Consider the following 24,721-nt stretch of genomic DNA (forward strand, 5'->3'; position numbering starts at 1 on the left):
GGCGGTTTTCGGTGTTCCTGGCCGGGGTGAAGCCCGGTGTGCTTCCGCGTTTTCCTTGGAAGCGCCCTCCGAGCTTACCGGCTCGAGAACACTGCTCGAACCAGTTCGTTTCGGAGAGGGTTCCCGAAACCCGAGGACTTCCTCGGGGCTTCGGGGGGCATCCGGCACGCCCGCGCAGATACGCGTTCGCTTCGCTCGGAAGAGGTGTCGCAGCCCCTCGCGGCCTTGGACCGGTCGGTGGCGACTCGGAGTACATTACCCACAGCCCGCCGGTCTGGCAACTCGAACCTCTGGTGACCTGGGTCACACACTGGTCAACTGGTCACACACTGGCTCGGTCAGTTCAGCAGCTTCCCCGTGCCGGTTCCCGGGGCGGCGTACAGCCACTCCACCTCCAGCTCGACGGCCGCGACCGTGGCCGGCGCGTAGGACGCCAGGGCCTCACCGCCCACGAAGGACGCCGCCAGCTGCGCCACCGTCGGGTTGTGCGCCACGACCAGGACGGTCTCCGCGTCGGCGTCGACGTAGTTCACCAGTTCCAGGAGCGTGTCCACGCCCGCCGAGTAGGCGGCCTCGGAGTAGTCCACCTCCGGCCGCGACGCCAGGTCCATCGCGCCCAGTACCCCGTCCAGGGTCTGCCTGGTGCGCATGGCCGCGGAGCAGATCACGTGGTCCGGCGCGTACCCCCGCTCGGCGAGCAGGCGGCCGACCGCCTCCGCCTGGCTCCGCCCCCGGTCGGTGAGGGGGCGGTCGAAGTCCTGGAGCCCGTGTCCGTTCTCGGCCCTGGCGTGCCGCATGAGCAGCAGCGTGCGGTTCCCGCCGCCCATGCCGCTCACGAGACCAGGCTCGTCGCGACGGCGGCGAGCACGCCGATGAACCCCACCATGATCGCCACGATGACGAACAGTCCCTTCATCCCGGACACCGGGCACCACTCCTTCGGTAGTCGACGCGGCCGACGGTTCGTCCGCGTGGCTCCAGGTTAGGCGCGGTCCCCGGCACGGGTGCGGCCGCCCGGAGTCCCCGGACGGCCGCACCCCGGCTCCCCGTTTTCCGCTACTTGCCGTCCCCGGCGCGGGCCTCCTCCCGACGCTCGTCCGGGTCGGTGCCGGTGCTCTCCTTCGCACCGGTCTCCTCGTCCCGGCCGGCCTCCTCCTGCGGGGTGGCACCGCCGTCCCCGACCTCGGGGGCGCCCTTGGGAGTGGACCGGCCGCCGGTCTCGGCGAGCTCGGTCTCGGTGCCCGAGCCGCGGCGCTTGGACCACAGGACCGCGCCGACGAGCACGCCCACGGCCACCACGGTCACCACCGTCCTGAGGACGACGTCGTCCGCGTAGATCACCACGCTGGGCGCCACGATCAGCGCGACGAGGTTCATGACCTTGAGCAGCGGGTTGATGGCGGGGCCGGCGGTGTCCTTGAAGGGGTCGCCGACCGTGTCGCCGATGACCGTGGCCTCGTGGGCCTCCGATCCCTTGCCGCCGTGGTGGCCGTCCTCGACGAGCTTCTTCGCGTTGTCCCAGGCACCACCGGAGTTGGCGAGGAAGACCGCCATGAGCACACCCGCGGCGATGGCACCGCCGAGGAACGCGCCCAGCGGCGCGTAGCCCAGGGCGAAGCCGACCGCGATCGGCGCGAGGACCGCCAGCAGGCCCGGGGTGACCAGTTCCCGCAGGGAGTCCTTCGTGCAGATGTCGACCACCCGCGCGTACTCGGGCTTTTCCGTGCCGTCCATGATCCCCGGACGGGTGCGGAACTGGTCGCGCACCTCCAGCACCACGCGGCCGGCCGCGCGACCGACCGCCATGATGGCCAGTCCGGAGAAGAAGAACACCACGCTGGCGCCGATGATGACGCCGACGAGCACGTCGGGCCGGTCCAGCGAGAGCGAGAACGCGTCGGTGTCGCCGAGCTGCGCCTGCACCGAGGTGCGGAAGGCGCCGAACAGCGCGGTCGCGGCCAGGACCGCGGTGGCGATGGCGATGCCCTTGGTGATCGCCTTGGTGGTGTTGCCGACGGCGTCGAGTCCGGTGAGGATCTCGGCGCCCCGGCCCTCCACGTCGCCGGACATCTCCGCGATGCCCTGGGCGTTGTCGGAGACCGGGCCGAAGGTGTCCATCGCCACGATGATGCCGACGGTGGTGAGCAGACCGGTTCCGGCGAGGGCCACGGCGAACAGGCTCAGGGTGATGGAGCCGCCCCCGAGCAGGAACGCGGCGTAGACCGCGCCCGCGATGAGCAGGGCGGAGTAGACGGCCGACTCCAGGCCGACGGAGATACCGGAGAGGATGACGGTCGCCGCGCCGGTCTCGGAGCTCTCGCCGATGTCGCGGACGGGGCGCCGGTCGGTCTCGGTGAAGTAGCCGGTGAGCAGCTGGATGGCGGCGGCGAGCACCAGGCCGATGAGGACCGCGGCGATGGCGATGAACCTGGGGTCCGGGTCGGTTCCGGCCGCCTCGATCTCGGCCAGGACGTCCGGGCTGACGCCGGACAGCCCGTCGAAGCCGGCGGGCAGGTACCAGAAGGAGGTGCCGACGACGAGCAGCGCGGAGATGGCCGCGGAGATGAAGAAGCCGCGGTTGATCGCCGACATCGCCGTCTTGTCCCGGGCGCGGGGGGCGACCAGGAAGATGCCGATCATGGCGGTGAGCACACCGATCATGGGGACCAGGAGCGGGAACACCAGGCCCTCGGTGCCGAAGGCGACCCGGCCCAGGATCAGCGAGGCCACGAGCACGACCGCGTAGGACTCGAAGAGGTCCGCGGCCATGCCGGCGCAGTCGCCCACGTTGTCGCCCACGTTGTCGGCGATGGTGGCGGCGTTGCGGGGGTCGTCCTCGGGGATGCCCTGCTCGACCTTGCCGACGAGGTCGGCGCCGACGTCGGCGGCCTTGGTGAAGATGCCGCCGCCCACACGCATGAACATGGCGAGCAGGGCCGCGCCGAAGCCGAAGCCCTCCAGGACGATGGGGGCGTCGCCCCGGTAGAGGAGGACGACGGCGGCCGCGCCGAACAGGCCGAGGCCGACGGTGATCATGCCCGCCACCCCTCCGGTGCGGAAGGCGATGCGCATGGCGGTGCGGTTGGCGGCGTCGTCGCCTCCCCGGGCGGCCGCCGCGACCCGGACGTTGCCGCGTACGGCGAGCCACATGCCGATGAAGCCGGTCGCCGACGACAGCAGGGCGCCGAGGGCGAAGAAGACCGACCGGCCGATGGCGATGGCCCACGAGTCGGCGGGGAGCATGAGCAGCAGGAACGGGATGAGGACGACGAAGACCGCGAGGGTACGGAACTGGCGTTTGAGGTAGGCCCCCGCTCCTTCCTGCACCGCGACCGCGATGCCCCGCATCCGCTCTGTGCCCTGTTCTGCGGCGAGGACCTCACGTACCAGCACTCCCGCTACGGCGAGTGCCAGAAGCGCCACCACCATGACGATGATGACGAGGGTGAAGTCGGTGCCTGCCAGTGATAGGGCCATGCCGCTTTCAGCGGCGAGGTTGAGCCCAGACAATCCGTCCTCCTTGAGACGGGCACGACCTTTTCGGCCCCGTCCACCAAAAAAGCGCGGAACGGTTCGCCGCGTGGGCGCCGGTTCCGTGCGCGGCTGTGGACGTACCGCCGTCCGGAAGGAGCCTGAGCTGGCCCGACGGCACGCTTGGCGGGGTCGAAGCGGTGCCACCTTTGGTTGTGGTGCGTACCGCCCGTGCCATGTGCTCACAGGCGGTGATCCGGGGATTCTACGCAGCACACGGAACAAAGGTCAGGTCCGGTTCGGGATTTCTTCAAGACAATCCGAAGATGTGATCTCCCGGTGATCTCAGGAAGAGGATAAATGCCTTTATCAGCAATATTTGACTTACATGACATCGCATAATGCAGTAACACGATGTTAACGCTAAAGCCTACATAAGGCCATAAAACAGGAATTAGCACCACTGGCCACACACGCCCCGTCGGTCCCAGGGGGTACTGCGGTCCCAGCAGACTGAGGAGACCGCCGGCGGGGGCACGGCGGCCGGGCGGAGCCCGCTCCGTCGGCTACCGCCCGAGCAGGCGCATCCCGGAGGGGTCGACGCCCTCGCCCGGCTGGACGCGCCCGGCGTCCAGGTCGTCGGCCAGGGCCCGGGCGAACGCCGCCACACCGGCCACGTCCACCCCGTGCGGGGCCTCCGGTCCGAACGGCTCCACGCGGTCCGCGCCCCGCCTCAGCAGGCGTGCGGCGCCGACCGGGTTGCCGCGCTGCGCGTGGGTGAGGCCCACGGCGGTCTGGGCGAGGCCGCGCCACAGCTCCCGCTCCGAGTCGGGCGAGGACTTCCACACGGCTTCGAGGACTTCGTGGGCGGTGAAAGCGTACCCTCCGTCGAGCAGGCGCTGGGCCTCTTCCAGGCCCTCGGCGGCGGAGAACACGGCGTCGTCGGGGACGCGCTCGACCTCGCCCTCGCTCCCGTGCGGCAGCGGCCGCCCGTAGCGGTCCCGGGGGCGCTGGTTCTGCGCCTGCCCGGTGGCGTTGCGGTCCCGGCCGCCGGGGAGCCGCCCGGTGCGCCCGTTCGCGGATTCCGTCGCCATCAGTGCCTCCCCGCCGTTCTCCCTCTCCCGCGAGGGCTCCGTCCGCGTTTCCGGGGAGATCTCCGCCAGCCACTCCACGAGCGCGCGGGAGACCTCCTCGGGACGTTCCTCGTGCGGAAAGTGTCCCGCACCCGGAACCTGCCTCCAACGGTAGGCCCCCGTGACCGTGCGCCTCGAAGCGCGTGCCGTCTCGGGCGGGCAGACCAGGTCGAGGGCCCCGTGGACCTGGAGGACGGGCACGCGCACGGGCGTGCGCATCCGGGCGTTGTAGCGGAGGCCGTCGGCGCGCCACCGCGACCGGAAGATCCAGCGGTGGAACTCCAGGGAGCAGTGGGAGACCTTCGGGATGGCGAAGGCGCGGCGGTAGCGCTCCTCGACCTCGGGGTCCGGCCAGCCGGGACCGGACCACTCACGCAGCAGGTCGCCCAGGCGCACGCACCCGTCGGTCAGGAGCCGGTGCTCGGGGAGGACGGGCAGCTGGGCCTTGAGCATGTGGCGGACGCCCGGCCCTCCGGCGGCCAGGACCCGCGCGGCGCCTCGCGGGTGCGGCGACGACACCGCGGCCAGGGCGCGCACGACACCCGGGTGGTAGGCGGTCATGGTCCACCCGACGAGGCCGCCCACCCCGTGCCCCACCACGGCCGCGTCCCGCGAGCCGAGCGCCCGGACCAGGCCGGCGGCGTCCTGGGCGAGGGTGACGAGGTCGTAGCCGCGCGGGGTCTTGTCGCTGGCGCCGTAGCCGCGCAGGTCGACGGCGACCGCGCGGTGGCCGGCGGCGGCCAGCGCGGTCAGCTGGGACCGCCAGGCCCACCAGAACTGGGGGAAGCCGTGCAGGAGGAGCACGAGCGGCCCCTCACCGGCCTCGGCGACGTGGAAGCGCGTGCCCGCGGCGCTGACGGTCCTGTGGGTCCAGGGGCCGTCGACGTAGGCGGCCGAGTCGTCCAACACCGTGTGGGGCTACCGCATCACCGGAGCGGACACCCGGACGGAGTCGTCGGTGTCGACGGCGTCCCGGGGCGGTCGGATGTCGCCGCGCAGGATCCCGGTGAGGCGTGAGGTGGTCAGCGCGGTGCGCCGCAGGCCCTCACGCTTGCGGAAGTTGATGAGGGCGAACAGCCCGAAGGCCACGATGAGCAGCAGGTAGGCGAGCGTGACGATGCCGAGGCAGGCCCACGCGGGCAGACCGAACACCTCGTGCAGGGCGAAGGCGACGGTCACCGAGAGAAGGATGACGAAGATGTGGGCGAGGACCCCGACGATCGCGAAGCCGGCGACGCCCTTGCCGATCCGGACCGCGTCGGCCTTGGCCTCCATCTTGGCCAGCCTGATCTCCAGGCTCACCAGTCGGGAGATGTTGCCCGTGGCGTCTGAGACCAGTTCGCTGATGGAGCGGTCGGTGTCCCTGGTGGCGCCAGGCTCACCGGTACCCGGCTTGTCCGCCATCGTGGGGGTTCCCTTCTCTCGGTCCGAACGCACGGATGATCTTCCGCATCCTCGCACATACCCGATCTCCCGTGCCTCTCACGGCACGCGCAACACCATCACCGGGTTTCGTCACACGGATGAGTGGGAGAGGGCGACGGCGCCCCGGCCCGTGGCCGGGACGCCGTCGGTCGGGAGCGTGCCCGTGCGGTGGACGGTCCGACCGGACCGCCCGGTCAGTCCCCGTGCTTGGCGGACGGCAGCTGCTTGGCGATGACCTCCATGATCGAGGAGTCGGTCAGCGTGGAGGTGTCGCCGACGGTCCGGTTCTCGGCGATGTCGCGCAGCAGGCGCCGCATGATCTTGCCGGAGCGGGTCTTGGGCAGCTCGGGGACCGCCAGGAGCCGGGCCGGCTTGGCGATCGGTCCGAGCGAGGTGCCGACGTGGTTGCGCAGTTCCTGGACCAGGTCCTCGGGGACCTCGTCCCCGCCGCCGCGCAGGATCACGAAGCCGACGATGGCCTGCCCGGTGACCTTGTCGGTGGCGCCGACGACCGCGGCCTCGGCCACGCGCGGATGCGAGACCAGTGCGGACTCGACCTCGGTGGTGGAGATGTTGTGGCCCGAGACGAGCATGACGTCGTCCACGCGGCCCAGCAGCCACATGTCGCCGTCCGTGTCCTTCTTCGCACCGTCGCCGGGGAAGTACAGGCCCTCGAAGCGCGACCAGTAGGTGTCCTTGTAGCGCTCGGGGTCGCCCCAGATGCCGCGGAGCATGGACGGCCACGGCTCGCGGACGACGATGAAGCCGCCCTCGCCGTCGGGGACGGAGTTGCCCTCCTCGTCCACCACGTCGGCGACGATGCCGGGGATGGCCCGCATGGCGGCGCCCGGCTTGCCGGCGGTCACGCCCGGCAGGGGGCTGACCATGATGGCGCCGGTCTCGGTCTGCCACCAGGTGTCCACGACCGGGGTGCGGTCGCCGCCGATGTGCTTGCGGTACCACATGTAGGCCTCGGGGTTGATGGGCTCGCCCACCGACCCGATGACGCGCAGGCTGGACAGGTCGAACTTGGCGGGGATGTCGTCGCCCCACTTCATGAAGGTGCGGATCGCCGTGGGCGCCATGTAGGCGATCGTGACCTTGTACTTCTCGATGATCTCCCAGAAGCGGCCCTTGTGCGGGGTGTCCGGGGTGCCCTCGTACAGGACCGTGGTGGCCGCGTTGGAGAGCGGGCCGTACACGATGTAGGAGTGGCCGGTCACCCAGCCGATGTCGGCGGCGCACCAGTAGACGTCGGTCTCGGGCTTGAGGTCGAAGACCGCCCAGTGGGTGTAGGAGGTCTGGGTGAGGTAGCCGCCCGTGGTGTGCAGGATGCCCTTCGGCTTGGCCGTGGTGCCGCTGGTGTACATGATGTACAGCGGGTCCTCGGCGTCGTGCGCCTCCGGGGTGTGCTCGGTGCTCTGGGAGTCCACGACGTCGTGCCACCACACGTCGCGGTCGGTCCACTCGACGTCCTGGCCGGTGCGCCGGACGACGAGGACCCTCTCGACCGCGGGGCGGTCGGCGACCGCGCCGTCGACGGCGGGCTTGAGCGCGCTCGGCTTGCCGCGGCGGTAGCCGCCGTCGGCGGTGACGACGAGCTTGGCCTGGCTGTCGTCGAGGCGCTGGCCGAGGGCGTCCACGGAGAAGCCGCCGAACACGACCATGTGGACGGCGCCGATGCGGGCGCAGGCGAGCATGGCCACGACGGTCTCGGGGATCATCGGCATGTAGATGGCGACGCGGTCGCCCTTGCCGACACCGAGCTCGGTCATGGCGTTGGCGGCCTGGGACACCATGTCCTTGAGCTCGGCGTAGGTGATGGTGCGGGTGTCGCCGGGCTCGCCCTCCCAGTGGTAGGCGACCCGCTCGCCCAGACCGTTGGCCACGTGGCGGTCCACGCAGTTGACGGAGGCGTTGAGCTTGCCGCCGACGAACCACTTGGCGTAGGGCGGGTTCCACTCCAGGGCCGTGTCCCAGGGCTGGTCCCACTGCAGCCTGCGGGCCTGCTCCTCCCAGAAGGCGAGACGGTCCTCGGCGGCTTCGGCGTAGGCCTCGGCCTTGACGTTGGCGTTGGCGGCGAGGTCCTCCGGCGGAGGGAAGCTGCGCGTCTCGTGGAGAAGGTTGGACAGTGTCTCCTGGCTCGGGGGAGTGCTGTCGGCCACTGTGATTCTCCTTACGTAGGCTGTTCACACCCAATTAATCATGTGGTGCAATACCGCGTGAACAACCGGGCCGCCGTACAGCGGCGGGGGCCTCCGGACGCGCGGCGAACGGACGGCGAGCGGTCGTCCGCCCGCGACGAGCGGTCCCGCGGCGCCGGTGGGGGCGGGGTGGAGGCGGCCGGTGTTACCGGCGCGTAGTGTTGTTTCCCGTGAACCCATCGACTTCTGCCTCCGCGTCCGACCCGCTGGCCCGGATCGCCGAACTGCCCGGTGTGGCGGATGCGGTCGCCGATACACGAACCCTGGTCGACCGCCTGCTGGGACACCGCGTGCTGCGCCGCCGCAGCAGCGACGTGTCCATGGAGTCCGCCCTGCGCGGCGCGTGCGCGTCGGCCGCGCTGGAGGGCGCCGAGGTCTCGATCGACGAGATCCGCGAGGGGCATGTGTACGACACGCGCATCAAGGGCGCGCTGCGGGTGTCCGGAGAGCTGGGGAGCCTGGTGGCCACCTGGCCGAAGGCGCCGCGCCAGGCGCTGGCCCGGCTGCACACCCTCGCCGCGGCGGACGCGGTGTCCGAGGACGCGCTGGGCCGCCCGCGGATGGCCGGGGAGCGGGTCGAGGACCCGCTGGAGCTCGGCCCGGCACCGGCTCCGGAGGTGGCACTGGCCCGGTTGGAGGGCCTGTACTCGCTGCTGGGCGCCCGGACGTCGGTCCCCGCCCTGGTGACGTCGGCCCTGGTGCACGGCGAGCTGATGGCCGTCCGTCCGTTCGGATGGGGCGACGGCCTGGTGGCGCGCGCGGCGGAGCGGCTGACCCTGGTGGAGCGGGGCCTGGACCCCAAGTCGCTGGTGCCGTCGGAGCTGGGCCACCGGACGCTGCGGGACGAGTACGGCCCGGCTCTGCGCGGGTACATGGGCGGCACGCCGGAGGGCGTGGCCGAGTGGGTCGTGTACTGCTGCCGCGCGGTCCGCGCCGGCGCGCAGGACTCGCTGGCCACCTGCGAGGCCCTCAAGCGCGGCTGAGTCCGCGTCCGCGGGCGCGCGGGCGCGTGCGGAAGCAGACCGGGCCCAGGCCGCCGCGGACGCTCAGCCCGCGCTCCGGGTGCGCGGACGCGCGGAGGAGTCGAGGCGGGCACGGGGCGGGTACCGCCTTTGCCGGGGACGACTGCGCGCCTTCCGAAAAGGCGGGAAGCCATTCGCTTCCAGACAACGAGCAGTGACAACAAAGGGTATCGTTTCGATCACGCTTTCCGGTGTGCGAATGGCACGGGATTGCGACAAACCCGCGCACAGAAAAACCTCGCGCACAAGCGGGACGACGCCCCGTCGCTGTCTCGCGGGGCGCCGTCTCCGACGCGTTCCACCGGGTTAGCAGGCGTCCGCATTCCTAGTCCGACCAGGCAGCTCATCAGGCTGTCCGGCCTGGACGGGCCTCACGGGGCCAGGTGGCGCGTGGGTTCCCGGCCGGCGCGTCGGGGTGGTTCTGAAGCCACCAACTGCTTTCTTTCTACGCCGGGGCTCCCGGTTACGGAAAGAGGGTTGGCCCAAGTTTTCCCCCTGGATTCCCGAACCCATACACAACATCACGTGATACCGTCTGTGCCGTCGTTCCCCGAAAGGGCGGTCGGCGCCGCGCGCCCATTCCGCGTATCCGGCGCAGGCGCCCGCTTCGGAGAACGGTCGCGAGTCTGGCTCTTTCGACGGTCGCGGGAGGACCTCTCTCCACAGACCCTCACCGGAGAGCGGACCCGGTCCGACCCCCCGGGACCGGAAACCGCGTGGTCGCCTTCGCGCCCCCCGTGCAGGCCGGCCACCGCGTCCGCTCCTCTCGCCTGTCGGGCGGGAAAGCGTATTCGCCCCCGTATACGCTTCCCGCCCGTCAGGTGAGCCCGTGCCCCCGCACGGGGCCCACGGCCCCCGGTTCCCCGCGCGGCCCCCGAGATCCCCGCGCACCCGCGCCCGCCGGAGTTTTCCACAGCCTCCGGACGGGGCTTTCCCCGTGCCGCCGGGTCGGCGAAGGTCGAGGAAGACCCCGATCCGGAAGGTGCCATGGACGTCCAGCGCCGTCCCCTGCTCGCGACCGCCGACCCCCTCCTCCTCGACGACCTCCTCAGACTGGCCACGGCGGCCTCCACCGAGGTCACCGTCGCCCACACCCCCGACCGGGCGCTGAGCCTGTGGCCGCGCGCCCCGCTCGCCGTGGTCGGCGCCGACCTGCACGCGGCCCTGCGCGACGCGGACCCCCCGGCGGGCCGCCACGTGGTCGTGTCCCGCGACCCGCGGGCCGCGGCCACCGGGGGAGCGCGCCTCCTGCTGCTGCCCCGGGACGAGTCCATCCTGGTGGACCTGATCGCGAGGGCGTCGGCCCCAGCCAGGGCGCCGGCTCCCACGGTGTCCGTGGTCGGCGGCCGGGGAGGCGCCGGAGCCAGCATGGTGGCGGTCGCCCTCGCCCTGGCGGGTGAGCGGACCGGGCGCTCCACCGCACTGCTGGACGCCGACCCGCTCGGGTGCGGCCCCGACCTCTACCTCGGCTGCGACCACGATCCCTCCACCGACCCGCGGCGGCGGACCGGCTGGGAGGACCTGCTGAGCCGGAGCGGCCGGGTCCGCTGGCGCGACCTGAGCGTCGGGCTCCCGGGCACTCCCCGGGTGTCGGTGCTCACCTGGACACGCGGGCGGGAGCCGACCGCGCCGCTGCCGGCCGGAGCGGTGCGCGCGGTCCTGTCCTCGGCGAGGGAGGGCACCGACCTGGTCGTGGCCGACCTGCCCCGGTCCTTCGACCCGGCCACCACCGTGTTCCTGAACCGCTCCGACCTGGTGCTGCTGGTGGTCCCGGCGGACGTGCCGTCGGTGGTGGCGGCGACCAGGCTGCTCTCCCGGCTGCGGGACGAGGCCCGGACCGTGCGGCTGGTGGTGCGGGGCGCCCGGGCCGAGCTGAGCGCGGACGTGGTGGCCACGACCCTGAGGGTGGGCCTGGGCGCCGACCTGCCCTCCGAGCCGGGGCTGGCGCGCCTGATGGCCGCGGGGAGCGCGCCCGCCCGCCGCTCCCGCTCGCCCCTGGCCCGGTTCGCCGACCGGGTCGTGTCGGGCCTGCCCTCACCGGAGGGGGTCCGGTGAGCGCGCTGGTGGAGGCCGTGCGCAACCGCCTGGTGTCCTCCGGGGTACCGGTGAGCCCGTCGAGCGTCGCGGCGGCGCTGCGCGCGGAGGGAGGCCTGCTGGGCGACACCGAGGTGCTGTCCATGACCCGCCGCCTGGCCGCCGACCTGTCCGGCACGGGGCTCCTGGAGGAGCTCATGGCCTCCGGGGCCACCGACGTCCTCGTCAACGGCCCCGACGAGGTGTGGGTCGACGACGGCGGCGGCCTGCGCCGGGCCGGGGTGCGGTTCGAGTCGGCCGACGAGGTGCGCCGGCTGGCCCAGCGGTTGGCGGCGCAGGCGGGGCGGCGGCTGGACGCGGCCGTGCCGTACGTGGACGCCCGGCTGCCGAGCGGTGCCCGGCTGCACGCGGTGCTGCCGCCGGTGGCGCCCGCCGGGACCTGTGTGTCCCTGCGCCTGCCGCCCCAGCGGGTGTTCACCCTGGAGGACCTGGCCGGGCGCGGGACGGTGACCCCGTGCGGGGCGGCGCTGCTCCGGGCCCTGGTGGCGGCCCGGGTGCCGTTCCTGGTGAGCGGGGGGACGGGCACGGGCAAGACCACCCTGCTGTCCAGCCTGCTGTCCCTGGTGGACCCGGGTGAGCGGATCGTGCTGGCCGAGGACTCCCCCGAGCTGCGGCCCGACCACCCGCACGTGGTCCGGCTCCAGACCCGCCCGGCCAACATCGAGGGCAGCGGCGAGGTCTGCCTGGAGACCCTGGTCCGGCAGGCGCTGCGGATGCGTCCGGACCGGCTGGTGGTGGGCGAGGCGCGCGGACCGGAGATCGTGTCCCTGCTGGGAGCCCTGAACACGGGCCATGAGGGCGGCGCCGGCACCCTGCACGCCAACGGTGCCGGTGACGTGCCCGCGCGGGTGGAGGCGCTGGGGTGCGGGGCCGGGCTGGACCGTGCGGCGGTGCACAGCCAGCTGGCCGCCACACGGGCCGTGGTCGTGCACCTGGTCCGGGACGCGGGGGTGCGGCGCCTGGCCGAACTGCGGGTGCTGCAGCGCGATCCGGACGGGCTGGTGCGCGCGGTGCCCGCGGTGTCCTTCGGCCCCGGCGGCGTCCGCCGGGAGTATCCGGGAGTAAATGAGGTGGCGGCCCGGCTGGGTGACGGGTGGCGGCGGTGACCGCGCTGGTGGTCTGCGCCGCGGCCCTGGTGCTGCTGTACCTGGTCCCCGGACCGCCGCGGAACCGGTTGGAGGCCGTGCTGGCCCGCCCCCGGCGCCAGGTGCGGCGGCGGGTGGCGTGGAGGACGCCGGCGGCCCGCTCCGGTGAGGGCGCCGAGCGCCGCCGCGCGGTGGTGGTGCTGTGCCGGGTGCTGGCCGCCGAGCTGCGCGCCGGTCAACCGCCGGGCGAGGCCCTGCGGGTCTCCGCCGCCGAGGTGGGCCCCCTGGTGGGCGCGGTGGCCGACGCGGAGTCGCTGCGCCGCGAGGCCGGCCGCGACCCGGACCTGTGGGCGCTGGCCTACCTGGCGGTGTGCTGGGAGGTGGCCGCCGACACCGGGGCGGGCCTGGCCGAGGTGGTGGACGCTCTGGCGGAGAACCTCACCGAGCAGGAGGAGCAGCGCGCCGAGGCCGCCGCGCGCACCAGCGGCCCGCGTACCACCGCGATCGTCCTGACCGGTCTGCCGCTCGTCGGCGTGGTGATGTCCTCCGGTCTGGGCGGGTCACCGCTGGCGTTCCTGTTCACCACGCCGCTCGGCCTGGCGTGCCTGGTGTCCGGGGCGGCTCTGGACGCCCTCGGGGCCTGGTGGACCCTGCGCATGGTGCGCTCGGCGACCGCCGTCCCCTGAGCCGATCCGGGCTCCCGGTACCCCCCGGTGGCCCCGCCCGCGCCGAACGACGACTCCGGCCACGGTGGTGGCCGCCCGGAAGGGAGAACGGATGTTCCTGACGGCCGCCGCGGCATTCGGATCCGCTGGTGTGTGGGTACTGCTGGGAGGGGGACCGGCACGCAGGCTGCGGCCCTCCTCCGGTCCCCCGCGCACGGGGCCGCCGGTTCGGCGGCTGGGCCTGTCCCTGGCGTGCGCGTCCTCCCTCGCCGTGGCGACGGCCCTGTTCGGGGTGCTCGGGGGCCTGCTCGCGGCCGGGGTGTGCGTGGCCCTGTGGGCGCGTGCCCGCGGGGCCGGAGCCCGCGCCGACCGGCTTCCGGTGAGCGCGGACCTGCCCGTGGTGATCGGTCTGCTCGCCGCGGGCATCCGCTCCGGGGCGACGGTGCCCGCCTGTCTCACGGCGGTCTCCCGCGCGGCGCGGGGCAGGCTGGGCGAGGAGCTGTCGGCTGTGGCCGAGCAGTTGCGCCTGGGGGCGGACCCCGCCGAGGCGTGGCGGCGCCCGGTGCTCCCCGAACCCCTGGTCGCGGTGGGACGCGACCTGGCACGGGCCGCGGACACGGGGGCGCCGGTCGCGGACCTGCTGGACCGGCACGTGGCCGACCTGCGCCGGACCCTGCGGGCCCGGGGGACGGCCCGGGTGGAGCGGTTGGGCGTGCTGGTGGTGGCGCCGCTGGGGCTGTGCTTCCTGCCCGCGTTCGTGCTGATCGGGATCGTCCCGATGGCCGCCGAACTCCTGTCCCGGGCCCTGGGCGGCTGAGCCCGCCGGGGGCAGGGGTCCGCCGCCGGGGCGACGCCGCCGCCCCTCGTACGGGGCGGGCAGGCCCGGCCAGCCGACGGACAGGCGCAGGGTCGGCACGGCGACGCGCAGCACCAGCGGGCTTACCGGTGGAGACGCCGCCGACGGCCCGGGACACGGTGTCGGCCGGGTCCGCCGCCGTGTGGCGGGCCCCGGCTCAGCGGCCCCCGGCTCAGCGGCGGGTGGCGGTGTGTGGCGCGGACGGGGCTGTACGGGGGAGGGTGCGCCCCGGGCCGGGCGGTGCCGCACGGCAGGAGGGCGCACATCAGCGCGAAGACGGGTGCGGGGCTCGCTTCGCCTGCTCGGGGGAGACGGCGGCCGGCCCCGCGCGGGCGCGCGCCGTGACGGGCCGGTCGACGAGGGAGGAGGGGACCGCGACCACCACCTCGACGGTGGAGCCGGTGAGGGCACAGGACCGGAGGGAGGCCCCGTTGGCCTCGGCGGTGTCCCGGGCCCGCGCGCAGGCCTGTTCCGTTCCGTGGACGGCCCGGGCCGCGGCCGCGAGCGCGGCGAGGTCGGCGGCGGCGGTGGCGCGGTCCCGGTCGAGCCGTGCCGTGGCCGTGGCGAGGACGGCGAGGGTGGCGAACCAGAGCAGTGCGCCCAGGGCGGCCCACCAGACGGTGGCGGATCCGGAGTCGGAGCGCACGGGGTCAGCTCCCGGGTTCGAGGGGGACGGCGGCGCTGCCGTCCACCTCCACCGGAAGGGCGGCCAGGGGGCCGAGGCGGGGCTCGGCCCGTACGGTGACGCGGGCCATGCCCCCGTCCTCGGACAGGTGGACGTGCGCGCCGTCGGGCGCCGCGGCCAGGGCCAGGGCGCGGACCCGGTCGTGGTGCTCGCCCCGGGCCAGGGCCCGCGCGCCCACACGCGCGGCGTCGGCGCAGGAGAGCTCGGCCGACGCGGCCCCGACGGCACCGAGGGCCACACCCAGGACCAGCAGCAGGGAGGGCAGCGTCATCGCCGCCTCCGCGGTGGCCGAGCCGCGGTCACAGACCCGAGCTGAGCGCATCGACCACGAGGTTGGTGAGGGCCTCGCTGACCGCTCCGCTGGTGAGGACGGCGTAGAGGACCCCGGCGAAGGCGACGGCGGTGATCGTGCAGAAGGCGTACTCGGACGTGGTCATCCCGGCGTCGTCCACGGCGGTGCGCGGACACGGGCGCGTGAGAGCGAGCATGGTGGTCTCCCTGGTCGGGGGCCGGCGGGGTGCCGTCCCTCCTCTTCCAGGTTCGGGCGGCCGGGAGCGATGCGAAAGCCCCGCCCCCAGCCTGTGGAAAACCCCGCGGCCCCGCCGGGGCGCGCCCGTCGCCCGGCCGGGTCCGCCCGGGCGGGGGCGGATCCCGTCCACAGCCTGTGGACGGACCGCCCCCCGGAGGGGGAGACAGCCCGCCGGACGGGTCAGTCCGCGCCGTCGCCGGCGAGCACCTCGTCCAGCAGCCGCAGCGCCCCGGCCTTGCTCAGCGGCTCGTTGCCCGTACCGCACTTGGGCGACTGGATGCAGGACGGGCAGCCCTGCTCGCACTCGCAGTCGGCGATGACCGCGCGGGTCGCGGACAGCCACCTCCGCGCCGCCGAGTACCCCCGTTCGGCGAAGCCCGCGCCGCCCTCGTACCCGTCGTAGACGAACACCGTCAGCCTGCCCGTGTCGCCGTGCACGGAGGTGGACACCCCGCCGATGTCCCAGCGGTCGCAGGTCGCCAGCAGCGGAAGCAGGCCGATCGCCGCGTGCTCGGCCGCGTGGGCGGCGCCCAGCAGCCCCACGTCCTCCCCGCGCAGCCGCGCCTCGCCCTCGGCGGGCAGGGTCCACCACACCGCGCGGGTGTCGAGGGTGCGCTCGGGCAGGTCCAGCGGCTGCTCCCCCAGCACCGAGCCGGTGCGCACGTCCCGCCTGAGGAAGCCCACCACCTGTCGGACCACCTGGACCTCTCCGAAGTACACGGTGGCCCCGCTCGGCCACCGCTCCTCGCGCAGCACCGACCGGACGGTGATGTCGGTGGTGTCGCGCGCCCATGTGCTGTAGGGCGGCTCGGCGGAGTGGACCAGCGCGATCCCCTCGTCGAGGTCGAGGGAGTCGACCAGGTACGTGGACCCCTGGTGCAGGTACACCGCGCCGGGGTGCACGGTGCCGTGGGCGGCGGGCTCGTCGACCTCCCCGAGCAGCTGTCCGCTCTCCGAGTCGACGATCTGTACCGGCGAACCACCCGATCCCCGGATATCGGCCAGGTCACTAGCTCGTTCGTTGCTGGTCCAGAACCAGCCCCGTGGGCGCTTGCGCAGCAGTCGGCGCTCGACGAGTTCGTCGAGCCGCTCCTCGGTCGTTCCACCGAAGAGCGCGAAGTCGTCCTTGGTGATCGGCAGCTCCTGGGCGGCCGCGCACAGGTGCGGACCCAGGATGTGCGGGTTTTCCGGGTCAAGAACAGTGGCCTCTACGGGACGACCGAAAATGGCCTCCGGGTGGTGCGCCAGGTAGGTGTCCAAGGGGTCGTCCCGGGCGATGAACACCGCCAGTGAGTCCTCCCCGCGGCGCCCGGCGCGTCCCGCCTGCTGCCACAGCGACGCCAGCGTGCCGGGCCACCCGGCGATGAGCACCGCGTCCAGGCCGCTGATGTCCACCCCCAGCTCCAGGGCGTTGGTGCTGGCCAGGCCCAGGAGCTCCCCCGAGCGCAGCGCCTCCTCCAGCTCCCGGCGCTCCGAGGCCAGGTACCCGCCCCGGTAGGCGGCCACCCGCCCGGCCAGAGTGTGGTCGCCCCGCTCCGACAGCAGCCGCTGGGCGGTCAGCGCGACCACCTCCGCGCCCTGGCGGGAGCGCACGAACACCAGCGTACGCACGCCGTCCCGTACCAGGTCGGCGAGCATCTCGGCGGCCTGGGAGGGAGCCGTCCGGCGGATCGGGGCGCCGTGCTCACCGGTCAGGTCGGTCAGCTCCGGCTCCACCAGCGCCACGGACATCCCCGGACGCGGCGAGCCGTCCTCGCTGACCGCCGTGACGGGTACCCCGGTCAGCCGGGTGGCGCTCTCGGCCGGGCTGCCCGAGGTGGCCGAGGCCAGCACGAACACCGGCTCCGAGCGGTAGCGGGCGCAGACCCGGCGCAGCCGCCGCAGGATCTGCGCGACGTGCGAACCGAAGACGCCCCGGTACCTGTGGGCCTCGTCGACCACCACGTAGCGCAACCGGCGCAGGAAGCGCGACCACGCCCCGTGGCGGGGCAGGATGCCGTGGTGGAGCATGTCCGGATTGGTCAGCACGTAGTTGCCGTGCTCGCGCACCCAGGAGCGCTCCTCGGGGGAGGTGTCGCCGTCGTAGACGGCCGCCCGCATGTCCGGAACGGCCAGGTCCGATATCCACCGCAGCTGGTCCTGGGCGAGCGCCTTGGTGGGGGAGAGGTAGAGCACGGTTCCGCCCGCGTCGACCGCGTCCACCGCGGGTAGGAGGAAGGCGAGTGACTTTCCCGAGGCGGTACCGGTGGCTATGATCACATCACGGCCCGAGCGTGCGAGGTCGGCGGCCTCGGCCTGGTGGGACCACGGCCTGACGATCCCCCGGTCGGCGAGCCTGCCGACCAGGTGGGGAGCGGTCCAGGCGGGCCACTCCCCGCTCACCCCGCCGTTGCGGGCCACGTGTTCGATGTGGGTCACCTGCGGGTACCGGGTATCGTCACGCCACACGCCGGGAAGCACGGGCTCCGGTCGCCTCATCCGAGACCCTCCTCACTGGACACGTTCGAGGCCCTCAGGCGCCCTCCGACGAAGGGGGAGGCACCGGGACGTCGGTTTCAGTGTGACATCCGGGGGAACAGTGGCGCGGTGTCACGGTTTTTCTGTGCATCACAGGAAGACGCACTCGACATGCGTGGTTGAATGCGTGCTGGTGGGGTAACGCCCGGCAGAGATCATTCGCGATTTTTCGCGGTTCGGCGCTGGAGGACTAGTGGACTTGAAGCTTGATCATTACACCGAGGGCGACACCGAGATCGTCGTCGTTGAGGGTGAGATCGATGTCTATACCGCGCCCCGGCTCCGTGAGCTGCTGATCGACCTGGTCAACAAGGGCAACTTCCATCTCGTGGTCAACATGGAGAAGGTGGAGTTCCTGGACTCGACGGGCCTCGGCGTGCTTGTGGGCGGGCTCAAGCGCGTCCGGGCCCACGACGGGACCCTCGACCTCGTCTGTACCCAGGAGCGCATCCTGAAGATCTTCCGGATCACCGGTCTGACCAAGGTCTTCGGTATCCACAGCTCGGTGCAGGAAGCCATCGACAAGCGTTCGGCGAAGTAGCCCAGAGCGAGCGATGGCAACCATCACGCTCACGATCAGCGCGCTCCCGGCCCACGTGCGCACGGCGCGGCTCATGGCCGCGACCGTGGCGCGCCGGGCGGGTATCGCCGCCTCCGCGATCGACGAGATCAGGCTGGCCGTCGGCGAGGCGTGTTCCCGGGCGGTGGCGGCGCACAAGCTGCACTGCCCGACACAGCCGATCCTGCTCCAGCTGATCGACGGCAGCGGGTCCGAGGCGCCGGACTCCCGCACCGACGCCGCGAGCCGCGTCCTGCGCGTCAACGGAAGCGCGGCGCAACGTTTCGAGGTCGTCGTCTCCGACCGTGCCCCCGCCAAGGACACGGAGGAGAGCGCCGGCGCGTCCATGCTCGACGGGCTCTTCCTGGACGGTGACGACACACCCCCCGGCGGGATCTCCGGATTCTCCCCGGGACTGGGCCTGGCGGTCATCACGGGCCTGGCCGACGAGGTGAAGATCGACCCCAGCGACCAGGGCACCGTCGTGCGGATGAGCTGGCCGCTGGCGGCGGAGCCTCCCTCCGACCCGCGTTCGAACTAGCTCCGGCGGTAACCGACGCACACGGGGGCCCCTCTTCCGGGAGGGCGCCCCCTCCTCGTCCTCCCCGTGCTCCGGCGGCCGGATCAGTCGCAGGTCTGGGAGGAGACCTCCTCTGTGGCCTCCAGGCCCTTGCGGACGTTGCCCGAGATCTCGTCCGCCGTGAGCACGTACCCCGTCTCCGGCTCGTTCGTGGCGGCGGCGAACACCACCCCGTACACGGTGCCGTCCGGTGCCAGCAGCGGCCCGCCGGAGTTGCCCGGGCGCACCACCGCGCGCACCTGGTAGATCTCCCGGCTCACCTGCTGCGAGTGGTAGAAGTCCGGCCCCTGCGCCGTCTGGCGGGCCCTCACACGCGCTGGGACGGCTGTGAAGCCGCTGTTGCGCGGGAAGCCCGCCACCACCGCGTCGCCGCCCCTGGGAGCCTCGTGGGTGAACTCCAGCGGCTCCAGTTCCACATCGGGCACGTGCAGCACCGCCAGGTCCTGCTGGGGGTCGAACAGAACCAGGGTGGCGTCCAGCTGGTACCCCTCCCGGGTGACCACCCGCAGGTCGTCGGTGACCCCGGCGACCACGTGCGCGTTGGTCACGATCCGGCCCTCGGAGTAGACGAAGCCGGTGCCCTCCACGCGGCGCTGGCAGGACGGAGCGGTGCCCAGCACCTTGACCACGCTGCGGCTCGACTCGATCAGCTCCGGTGTGGTGAGCACGTCCGGGTCCGGCGGCTCCACCTCGGCCAGCTCGCCGGTGCCCAGGCCGCTGAACACCTGCGGGAAGGCGCTCTGGTCCACGACCCGGCGGAACGTGGAGAACCCGTTGTGCGCGGCCTCGGGCATCAGCGTGTCCACCGACTGCAGGATGCGCGAGTCCCTCACCTGCCCGGCCACGAACGGCAGCGCCGAGTTCGCGACCGTGCTGCCGATGAACCAGGCCACCAGCAGCACCGACACACCGCTGACCACGGCGCCGCCCATGGCGTCCAGGACACGGGCCGAGTCCCACGTGACCCTGTTGCGCACGAGGGTGCCCACGTAGGAGCACAGGAACTGGCCGAGCGCGGCGGACAGGAACACCACGGCGATGGCCAGCAGCGCCTGCCTGCCGGGGTCGACCACCCACTCCTGGATGAGGCCCGGGGCGGCCAGCGCGGCGAGGACTCCTCCGCCGATGAAGCCCGCGAAGCTGAAGACACCGACGATGAAACCCTGTCGGTAACCGGTCACCGCGAACAGCAGCAACAGAACGACCAGGATCACGTCGAGCACATTGCCCTCCAAGAGTGAGCGTTACCCGACGGGCCGCAGGCCGTTCGGGGTGGCTTCGAACACGTCGGTGAGACCCTCGTCGCGCCAGGGAAGTTCCCAGCCGCCCAGACCGAGCAGGCTGTCGATGATCGCGCCGGTGAAGCCCCACACGAGCATGCCCTCCACCCGGAAGCCGGGACCCCAGTGGGGCCCGCCGCCGTAGCGCACCATGACCCTGTTCGCCGGTTCGGCGAGGTCGGCGACCGCGACGCGGGAGACGGCGGCGACCTCCTCCAGGTCGGTGGGGCGCACCTCGCTGGGCTCGCGCCACCAGCCCAGGACGGGCGCCACCCGGAAGTCGCTGAAGCTCAGGTAGAGCTCCGGCAGGCGGCCGACGACGTCGACCCCGGCCGGGACGAGCCCGGTCTCCTCCTCGGCCTCGCGGAGCGCGGCGGCCTCGGGGGAGGTGTCGGACGGCTCGATCCGGCCGCCGGGGAAGGCGGGCTGTCCGGAGTGCCTGCGCAGACCGTCGCCTCGCTGGATCAGGAGCAGGTCCGGCCCCCGCGCCCCCTCGCCGAAGAGGATGAGGACGGCGGACTCGCGACCGCCGTCCTTCGGCGGCCGCATGGGCGGCGGCACGGTCATCGTCGTGGCGGCGTCCGCGAGTGCGGTCAGCCACTGAGGAGGCGGGTTCATACGCGGGACCTGTTCCGGGGGTTGTCGCGCCGTCGGATGGGTGGTCGGGAGCGCGTGCGCGAAGCGCCCCGCGTGGACGCGGCGCCCGCGCCGGCCGCGTGGGCCCCGCCGCGCGGGGGGACGCGCCCGGAGGAGGTCGTCATATGGTCGGACCTTCCCCGGCGCCGGCGGGCGGGAATGCCGCCGCCGCGCCGGGTGCCGCGGGCCCCGGGGGCGACGGCGGGGTCGATGTGCGCACACTCACCTGATCAGAGTACAAAGTACCGGCGTGTGCCCGCCCTGATCCGCCTCCCGCTCCCCGGGGAGGAGCCGCCCCTGGTGGGGAGCGGCCCGCCGGGGAGGCTCAGGAGAAGGAGCGCATCCGCAGCAGCTTGGTGGCGGTCGCGGTGTCCGTGGGGCCCTCGCCGAAGGAGGGGCACAGGCGGGCCAGTCCGCAGGCGCCGCACGCGGGCTTGCGGGCGTGGCAGACCCGGCGGCCGTGCCAGATCACCCGGTGCGAGAGCATCGTCCAGTCCTTGGGCGGGAAGAGCCCGCCGACGGCGTGCTCGACCCTCACCGGGTCCTCCTCGTCGGTCCACCCGAACCGGCGGACGAGCCGCCCGAAGTGGGTGTCGACGGTGATACCGGGCACATCGAAGGCGTTACCGAGCAGTACGTTTGCGGTCTTTCGTCCTACACCGGGTAGTTTGACCAGGTCGGGGAGGTTCCCCGGAACCTCCCCGCCGTGCCGGTCGCACAGCGCCTGGCCGAGCCCGATGAGGCTGTTGGTCTTGGCCCGGAAGAAGCCGGTCGAGCGGATCATCTCCTCCAACTCCTCCCGCCTGGCCGAGGCGTAGGCCTCGGCGTCGGGGTAGCGGGCGAAGAGGGCGGGGGTGACCTGGTTGACCCTCTTGTCCGTGCACTGCGCGGACAGGATCGTCGCGACCAGCAGCTCCAGCGGGTTCGTGAAGTTCAGTTCGCAGTGGGCGTCCGGATACAGCTCGACGAGCTGCCGGTACATCTTGCGGGCACGGCGGACCAGCGCGAGTCGGCTCTCGCCCGTGGGAGTGGCCGCCTCCGCCGTCGCGTCTGGTGTGTCACGGGGCATCGTCACAGGGTAGGCGCCCGGCGAGGGCACGGACGCGTCCACCGGCCCGGTGCACGGATGTTCCGGCGTCCCGCCGGTGTTCGTGCTGGTGACCGGACCCGCGGCCGGAACTATGTAACCAATGTCCGGTGGCGCGGCGCGGTCGGCCCTGGTACAGAACTGAAGACGACTAGGATCTCAGGGGCTGGCGTCGGCTGTTGTGGGCACGTTGTCTCTCGGCGGACAAGCCGAGATAACACCCTGGTTTCACGCCGGGGTGCGATATACGTCACACTGTTGGCGGTCAGGTTTTAGGAGGACGTGTGGTGGACGAGATCAACGAGGTGCTGCGGAAGGCCCCTCTGTTCGAAGCTCTGGACGAGGAGGACACGGCCGCGCTCCGCTCCTCGGTGAACGAGGTGCGCCTCGGCCGCGGCCAGACCCTGTTCAGCGAGGGTGACGAGGGCGACCGCCTGTACGTCATCCTCAGCGGGAAGGTGAAGCTGACCCGTACGGCCGTGGACGGCCGCGAGAACCTGCTCGGGGTGCTCGGCCCCAGCGAGATGTTCGGGGAGCTGTCCCTGTTCGACCCGCGCCCGCGCACCGCGAGCGCCGTGGCGGTCACCGACTCCGTGCTCGCGGGACTGGGCCACGACGACCTGCGCCCGTTCCTGTCCAGCCGCCCGCACGTGTCGCTGCAGCTGCTCAAGGCGCTGGCCGCCCGCCTGCGCCGGACCAACGACGTGATGGCCGACCTGGTCTTCACCGACGTCCCGGGCCGTGTCGCCAAGGCCCTGCTGGAGCTGGCCGACAAGTTCGGCAAGGAGGGCGAGGACGGCCTGCACGTCCACCACGACCTCACCCAGGAGGAGCTCGCCCAGCTGGTCGGCGCCTCCCGCGAGACGGTCAACAAGGCCCTCGCCGAGTTCGCGCTGCGCGGCTGGCTGAGGATCGAGGCCAAGGCCGTCGTCCTGCTCGACGTCGAGCGGATGCGGCGCCGCGCCCGCTAGGCGCGCCCGCCAGGGCACCCGCACCAGGACGCCCCAGGCCTGAACGCTGTGTGGCCGCTCCTCCCCTCGGGGATGGGCGGCCACAGCTGTGTCCGGGCCCCTCCCGGCCGCCTGCGGGGACCCCTCCCGGTTCCCGCCATGGGGGCTCCCTGGATGGTGATGTCAAACTTCCTTGACATGATGTCCGCACATCTTTACATTCGAAGATGTCAAAAATCTTTGACATCACATCGGGAGCGGACATGCCCTTCGAAGAGAGACGCCTCTGGGTCTACCTCGCGGTCGCGGTGGTCGTACCCGCCGCCTACCTCGTGTTCATCCTCGGGGAGGCACAGGGCACGGCCGTGGCGGAGATCGCCTACCAGCCCCCGCTGCTGACGGCCGCCGTGGCGTCGGTCGTCACGACGATCGTGCTCAACGCGGTGGTGGCCGCCCTGGGCCACAAGGACGCCCACCTCAGGGACCAGCGCGACCGGGAGATCGACCAGCGCGGCGACCGGGTCGGCTTCGTCGTGATGTCGGCGCTCACGGCGGTGCCGCTGAGCCTCACCTTGCTGGAACACCCCCACTTCTGGATCGCCAACACGATCTACCTGGCCTACGTGCTCTCCGCGGTCGTCTCCTCGATCGTGAAGCTCGTCGCCTACCGAAAGGGCTTTTGACCGTGGGGAAGACGACCAGGGTCACCAACAGCATCCGCGCCCTGCGCTTCAGCCGGGGCGAGATGACCCAGGCCGAGCTCGCCGACCGGATCGGCGTGACCCGGCAGACCGTCATCGCCATCGAGAAGGGGCGCTACTCCCCCTCGCTGGAGATGGCCTTCCAGATCTCCCGGGCCCTGGGAGCGCCTCTGGAGGAGGTCTTCCAGTACCCGGACTCCGACACCCCGCGGTGACGCGGACGCCCGGCTCCATCCCCTCCCTGACGTGGAACCCCAAGAGACGAGGCCCCTGATGAAAGCGATCGTCTGTCCCCGCTACGGCACCCCCGACGTCCTCGAACCGCGGGAGGTCCCCACACCCCGGTACGGAGAGCACGACGTCCTGGTCAGGGTCCGCGCGACGACCGTGGCGCGGGACGACTGCTCCTTCCTGTCCGGTGAGCCGTTCGCGGCCAGGCTCTACTCCGGCCTGCTGCGCCCGAGGTTCTCCGTCCAGGGCAGCCTCTTCTCCGGGGAGGTCGACGCCGTCGGCGCGGGCGTGACGCGCTTCGCCGAGGGCGACCGGGTGTTCGGGCTCAGCCCGAGGGACTTCGGCACGCAGGCCGAGTACCTCCGCGTGCCCGAGGACGCGGTCATGGCCAGGCGCGAGAGCGGGATGACGCACGAGGAGGCCGCGTGCCTGCTGGAGGCCACGACCGCGCTCACCCTCCTGCGCGATGTCGCGCGCGTGCGCGGCGGCCAGCGCGTCCTGGTCAACGGGGCCTCCGGCTCCGTGGGCTGCTACGCGGTACAGCTGGCCAAGCACCTCGGCGCCGAGGTCACCGGCGTGTGCGGCCCCGCGAACACGGAGGCTCTGTACGCGCTGGGCGCCGACCGCGTCCTCGACTACACCCGGGACGACTTCACACGGGGCGCCGAGCGCTACGACGTCGTCCTCGACGCCGCGGGAAGGAGTTCGTTCACGCGGTGCCGGAGGGTCCTCACCCGGCGGGGCGCCTACCTGTCGGTGAACCCCACCCCGGGAACGCTCCTCCATGTCCTGCTGACCTCACCGGGACGCGGCAGGAGGGCGAGGTTCGCCGCCACCGGCCTGATGCAGCGGCCGGAGAACCTCGTGTTCCTGGACTCGCTGTTCGCCTCGGGCGGGATCCGCGCGGTCGTGGACGGCAGCCACCCGCTCGAACGGACGGCCGACGCCTACCGGCGCGTCGAGCGGGGCGGCCGCATGGGCAGCGTGGTCGTCACCGTGTGAACGGACGCG

General features: G+C 72.7%; 23 protein-coding genes and 1 pseudogene. 11 read left to right on the forward strand and 13 right to left on the reverse strand.

Going from position 1 to position 24,721, the window contains the following annotated elements; translation table 11 throughout:
- Positions 1–338 precede the first annotated feature (338 nt).
- From A6A08_RS07955 to acs, 6 genes and pseudogenes are all read right to left on the reverse strand, one after another.
- Entirely contained in the window at positions 339–827 is a 489-nt protein-coding gene (locus tag A6A08_RS07955; RefSeq protein WP_242422187.1) for a histidine phosphatase family protein, read from the reverse strand.
- A gap of 229 nt (positions 828–1,056) precedes the next feature.
- Positions 1,057–3,477 carry a sodium-translocating pyrophosphatase gene (locus tag A6A08_RS07960; protein ID WP_073701903.1) on the reverse strand — a complete coding sequence of 807 codons (2,421 nt, stop codon included), beginning with the start codon at positions 3,475–3,477 and terminating at the stop codon, positions 1,057–1,059.
- A 560-nt stretch (positions 3,478–4,037) separates the two neighbouring features.
- Positions 4,038–4,565: a DUF309 domain-containing protein gene (locus A6A08_RS28640; protein ID WP_242422188.1), complete on the reverse strand. Its 528-nt coding sequence runs from the start codon at positions 4,563–4,565 to the stop codon at positions 4,038–4,040.
- Between the two features lie 96 nt (positions 4,566–4,661).
- Positions 4,662–5,513: pseudogene (locus tag A6A08_RS28645) on the reverse strand (alpha/beta fold hydrolase); the annotation flags it as partial.
- A gap of 9 nt (positions 5,514–5,522) precedes the next feature.
- Positions 5,523–6,008 (reverse strand): phage holin family protein, encoded by a 486-nt coding sequence (locus tag A6A08_RS07970; RefSeq protein ID WP_073701905.1) that lies wholly within the window; start codon positions 6,006–6,008, stop codon positions 5,523–5,525.
- A 215-nt stretch (positions 6,009–6,223) separates the two neighbouring features.
- The gene (acs, locus tag A6A08_RS07975; protein WP_073701906.1) at positions 6,224–8,194 is read right to left on the reverse strand and encodes an acetate--CoA ligase; all 1,971 of its coding nucleotides are present in this window, start codon (positions 8,192–8,194) and stop codon (positions 6,224–6,226) included.
- A gap of 209 nt (positions 8,195–8,403) precedes the next feature.
- On the opposite strand from acs, the gene A6A08_RS07980 reads away from it, so the two are divergent.
- The 5 genes from A6A08_RS07980 (at position 8,404) to A6A08_RS08000 (ending at position 13,916) form a co-directional block, all read left to right on the forward strand.
- The gene (locus A6A08_RS07980) at positions 8,404–9,216 is read left to right on the forward strand and encodes an oxidoreductase (RefSeq protein WP_073701907.1); all 813 of its coding nucleotides are present in this window, start codon (positions 8,404–8,406) and stop codon (positions 9,214–9,216) included.
- A gap of 1,026 nt (positions 9,217–10,242) precedes the next feature.
- Positions 10,243–11,310 carry a septum site-determining protein Ssd gene (gene ssd, locus A6A08_RS07985; protein WP_073701908.1) on the forward strand — a complete coding sequence of 356 codons (1,068 nt, stop codon included), beginning with the start codon at positions 10,243–10,245 and terminating at the stop codon, positions 11,308–11,310.
- Complete coding sequence (locus tag A6A08_RS07990) at positions 11,307–12,455, forward strand: TadA family conjugal transfer-associated ATPase (protein ID WP_073701909.1); 1,149 nt, start codon at positions 11,307–11,309, stop codon at positions 12,453–12,455. Before ssd ends, A6A08_RS07990 begins: the two co-directional genes overlap by 4 nt.
- Complete coding sequence (locus A6A08_RS07995) at positions 12,443–13,120, forward strand: type II secretion system F family protein (protein WP_073701910.1); 678 nt, start codon at positions 12,443–12,445, stop codon at positions 13,118–13,120. The genes A6A08_RS07990 and A6A08_RS07995 overlap by 13 nt, the downstream gene beginning before the upstream one ends.
- A gap of 91 nt (positions 13,121–13,211) precedes the next feature.
- Positions 13,212–13,916, forward strand: coding sequence for a type II secretion system F family protein (locus A6A08_RS08000; RefSeq protein WP_073701911.1), 705 nt, complete (start codon positions 13,212–13,214; stop codon positions 13,914–13,916).
- Positions 13,917–14,220: 304 nt separating this feature from the next.
- On the opposite strand, the gene A6A08_RS08005 is transcribed toward A6A08_RS08000, so the two are convergent.
- The 4 genes from A6A08_RS08005 to A6A08_RS08020 form a co-directional block, all read right to left on the reverse strand.
- Positions 14,221–14,601, reverse strand: a complete 381-nt coding sequence (locus tag A6A08_RS08005) for an Rv3654c family TadE-like protein (RefSeq protein WP_073701912.1) — start codon at positions 14,599–14,601, stop codon at positions 14,221–14,223.
- A gap of 4 nt (positions 14,602–14,605) precedes the next feature.
- Complete coding sequence (locus A6A08_RS08010) at positions 14,606–14,962, reverse strand: TadE family type IV pilus minor pilin (protein ID WP_274534016.1); 357 nt, start codon at positions 14,960–14,962, stop codon at positions 14,606–14,608.
- Positions 14,940–15,128: a DUF4244 domain-containing protein gene (locus A6A08_RS08015; protein ID WP_073701914.1), complete on the reverse strand. Its 189-nt coding sequence runs from the start codon at positions 15,126–15,128 to the stop codon at positions 14,940–14,942. Before A6A08_RS08015 ends, A6A08_RS08010 begins: the two co-directional genes overlap by 23 nt.
- A 221-nt stretch (positions 15,129–15,349) precedes the next feature.
- Positions 15,350–17,647: a DEAD/DEAH box helicase gene (locus tag A6A08_RS08020; protein ID WP_199866873.1), complete on the reverse strand. Its 2,298-nt coding sequence runs from the start codon at positions 17,645–17,647 to the stop codon at positions 15,350–15,352.
- Positions 17,648–17,879: 232 nt separating this feature from the next.
- On the opposite strand from A6A08_RS08020, the gene A6A08_RS08025 reads away from it, so the two are divergent.
- Positions 17,880–18,227 (forward strand): STAS domain-containing protein, encoded by a 348-nt coding sequence (locus A6A08_RS08025; protein WP_073701915.1) that lies wholly within the window; start codon positions 17,880–17,882, stop codon positions 18,225–18,227.
- Between the two features lie 13 nt (positions 18,228–18,240).
- Positions 18,241–18,786: an ATP-binding protein gene (locus A6A08_RS08030; protein ID WP_073701916.1), complete on the forward strand. Its 546-nt coding sequence runs from the start codon at positions 18,241–18,243 to the stop codon at positions 18,784–18,786.
- 83 nt (positions 18,787–18,869) lie between these two features.
- Here the strand turns inward: A6A08_RS08030 and A6A08_RS08035 are convergent, their stop codons facing one another.
- From A6A08_RS08035 to nth, 3 genes are all read right to left on the reverse strand, one after another.
- On the reverse strand, positions 18,870–20,048 hold the full coding sequence (locus tag A6A08_RS08035) for a MarP family serine protease (RefSeq protein ID WP_073701917.1): 1,179 nt from the start codon (positions 20,046–20,048) through the stop codon (positions 18,870–18,872).
- A gap of 21 nt (positions 20,049–20,069) precedes the next feature.
- Positions 20,070–20,723, reverse strand: coding sequence for a CoA pyrophosphatase (locus A6A08_RS08040; RefSeq protein ID WP_073701918.1), 654 nt, complete (start codon positions 20,721–20,723; stop codon positions 20,070–20,072).
- A 343-nt stretch (positions 20,724–21,066) separates the two neighbouring features.
- Positions 21,067–21,810 (reverse strand): endonuclease III, encoded by a 744-nt coding sequence (nth, locus tag A6A08_RS08045; RefSeq protein WP_199866874.1) that lies wholly within the window; start codon positions 21,808–21,810, stop codon positions 21,067–21,069.
- A 314-nt stretch (positions 21,811–22,124) separates the two neighbouring features.
- Here nth and A6A08_RS08050 point away from each other — a divergent pair, with 314 nt between their 5' ends.
- From A6A08_RS08050 to A6A08_RS08065, 4 genes are all read left to right on the forward strand, one after another.
- Positions 22,125–22,799 (forward strand): Crp/Fnr family transcriptional regulator, encoded by a 675-nt coding sequence (locus A6A08_RS08050; RefSeq protein ID WP_193789460.1) that lies wholly within the window; start codon positions 22,125–22,127, stop codon positions 22,797–22,799.
- Positions 22,800–23,041: 242 nt separating this feature from the next.
- Positions 23,042–23,461, forward strand: a complete 420-nt coding sequence (locus A6A08_RS08055) for a hypothetical protein (protein ID WP_073701920.1) — start codon at positions 23,042–23,044, stop codon at positions 23,459–23,461.
- Between the two features lie 2 nt (positions 23,462–23,463).
- Positions 23,464–23,694 carry a helix-turn-helix transcriptional regulator gene (locus tag A6A08_RS08060; protein ID WP_073701921.1) on the forward strand — a complete coding sequence of 77 codons (231 nt, stop codon included), beginning with the start codon at positions 23,464–23,466 and terminating at the stop codon, positions 23,692–23,694.
- A gap of 58 nt (positions 23,695–23,752) precedes the next feature.
- Positions 23,753–24,712 carry an NAD(P)-dependent alcohol dehydrogenase gene (locus A6A08_RS08065; protein ID WP_073701922.1) on the forward strand — a complete coding sequence of 320 codons (960 nt, stop codon included), beginning with the start codon at positions 23,753–23,755 and terminating at the stop codon, positions 24,710–24,712.
- Positions 24,713–24,721: the final 9 nt, after the last annotated feature.

The organism is Nocardiopsis sp. TSRI0078 (genome assembly GCF_001905145.1).
GTDB lineage: Bacteria > Actinomycetota > Actinomycetes > Streptosporangiales > Streptosporangiaceae > Nocardiopsis.

Bases quoted from the DNA above. Each gene is read 5' to 3' on its own strand.
- A6A08_RS07955 (WP_242422187.1), bottom strand. From the start codon at position 827: ATGGGCGGCGGGAACCGCACGCTGCTGCTCATGCGGCACGCCAGGGCC.
- A6A08_RS07960 (WP_073701903.1), bottom strand. From the start codon at position 3,477: ATGGCCCTATCACTGGCAGGCACCGACTTCACCCTCGTCATCATCGTC.
- A6A08_RS28640 (WP_242422188.1), bottom strand. From the start codon at position 4,565: ATGGCGACGGAATCCGCGAACGGGCGCACCGGGCGGCTCCCCGGCGGC.
- A6A08_RS07970 (WP_073701905.1), bottom strand. From the start codon at position 6,008: ATGGCGGACAAGCCGGGTACCGGTGAGCCTGGCGCCACCAGGGACACC.
- ssd (WP_073701908.1), top strand. From the start codon at position 10,243: ATGGACGTCCAGCGCCGTCCCCTGCTCGCGACCGCCGACCCCCTCCTC.
- A6A08_RS08000 (WP_073701911.1), top strand. From the start codon at position 13,212: ATGTTCCTGACGGCCGCCGCGGCATTCGGATCCGCTGGTGTGTGGGTA.
- A6A08_RS08010 (WP_274534016.1), bottom strand. From the start codon at position 14,962: ATGCGCTCAGCTCGGGTCTGTGACCGCGGCTCGGCCACCGCGGAGGCG.
- A6A08_RS08015 (WP_073701914.1), bottom strand. From the start codon at position 15,128: ATGCTCGCTCTCACGCGCCCGTGTCCGCGCACCGCCGTGGACGACGCC.
- A6A08_RS08020 (WP_199866873.1), bottom strand. From the start codon at position 17,647: ATGAGGCGACCGGAGCCCGTGCTTCCCGGCGTGTGGCGTGACGATACC.
- A6A08_RS08030 (WP_073701916.1), top strand. From the start codon at position 18,241: ATGGCAACCATCACGCTCACGATCAGCGCGCTCCCGGCCCACGTGCGC.
- A6A08_RS08040 (WP_073701918.1), bottom strand. From the start codon at position 20,723: ATGAACCCGCCTCCTCAGTGGCTGACCGCACTCGCGGACGCCGCCACG.
- nth (WP_199866874.1), bottom strand. From the start codon at position 21,810: ATGCCCCGTGACACACCAGACGCGACGGCGGAGGCGGCCACTCCCACG.
- A6A08_RS08055 (WP_073701920.1), top strand. From the start codon at position 23,042: ATGCCCTTCGAAGAGAGACGCCTCTGGGTCTACCTCGCGGTCGCGGTG.
- A6A08_RS08065 (WP_073701922.1), top strand. From the start codon at position 23,753: ATGAAAGCGATCGTCTGTCCCCGCTACGGCACCCCCGACGTCCTCGAA.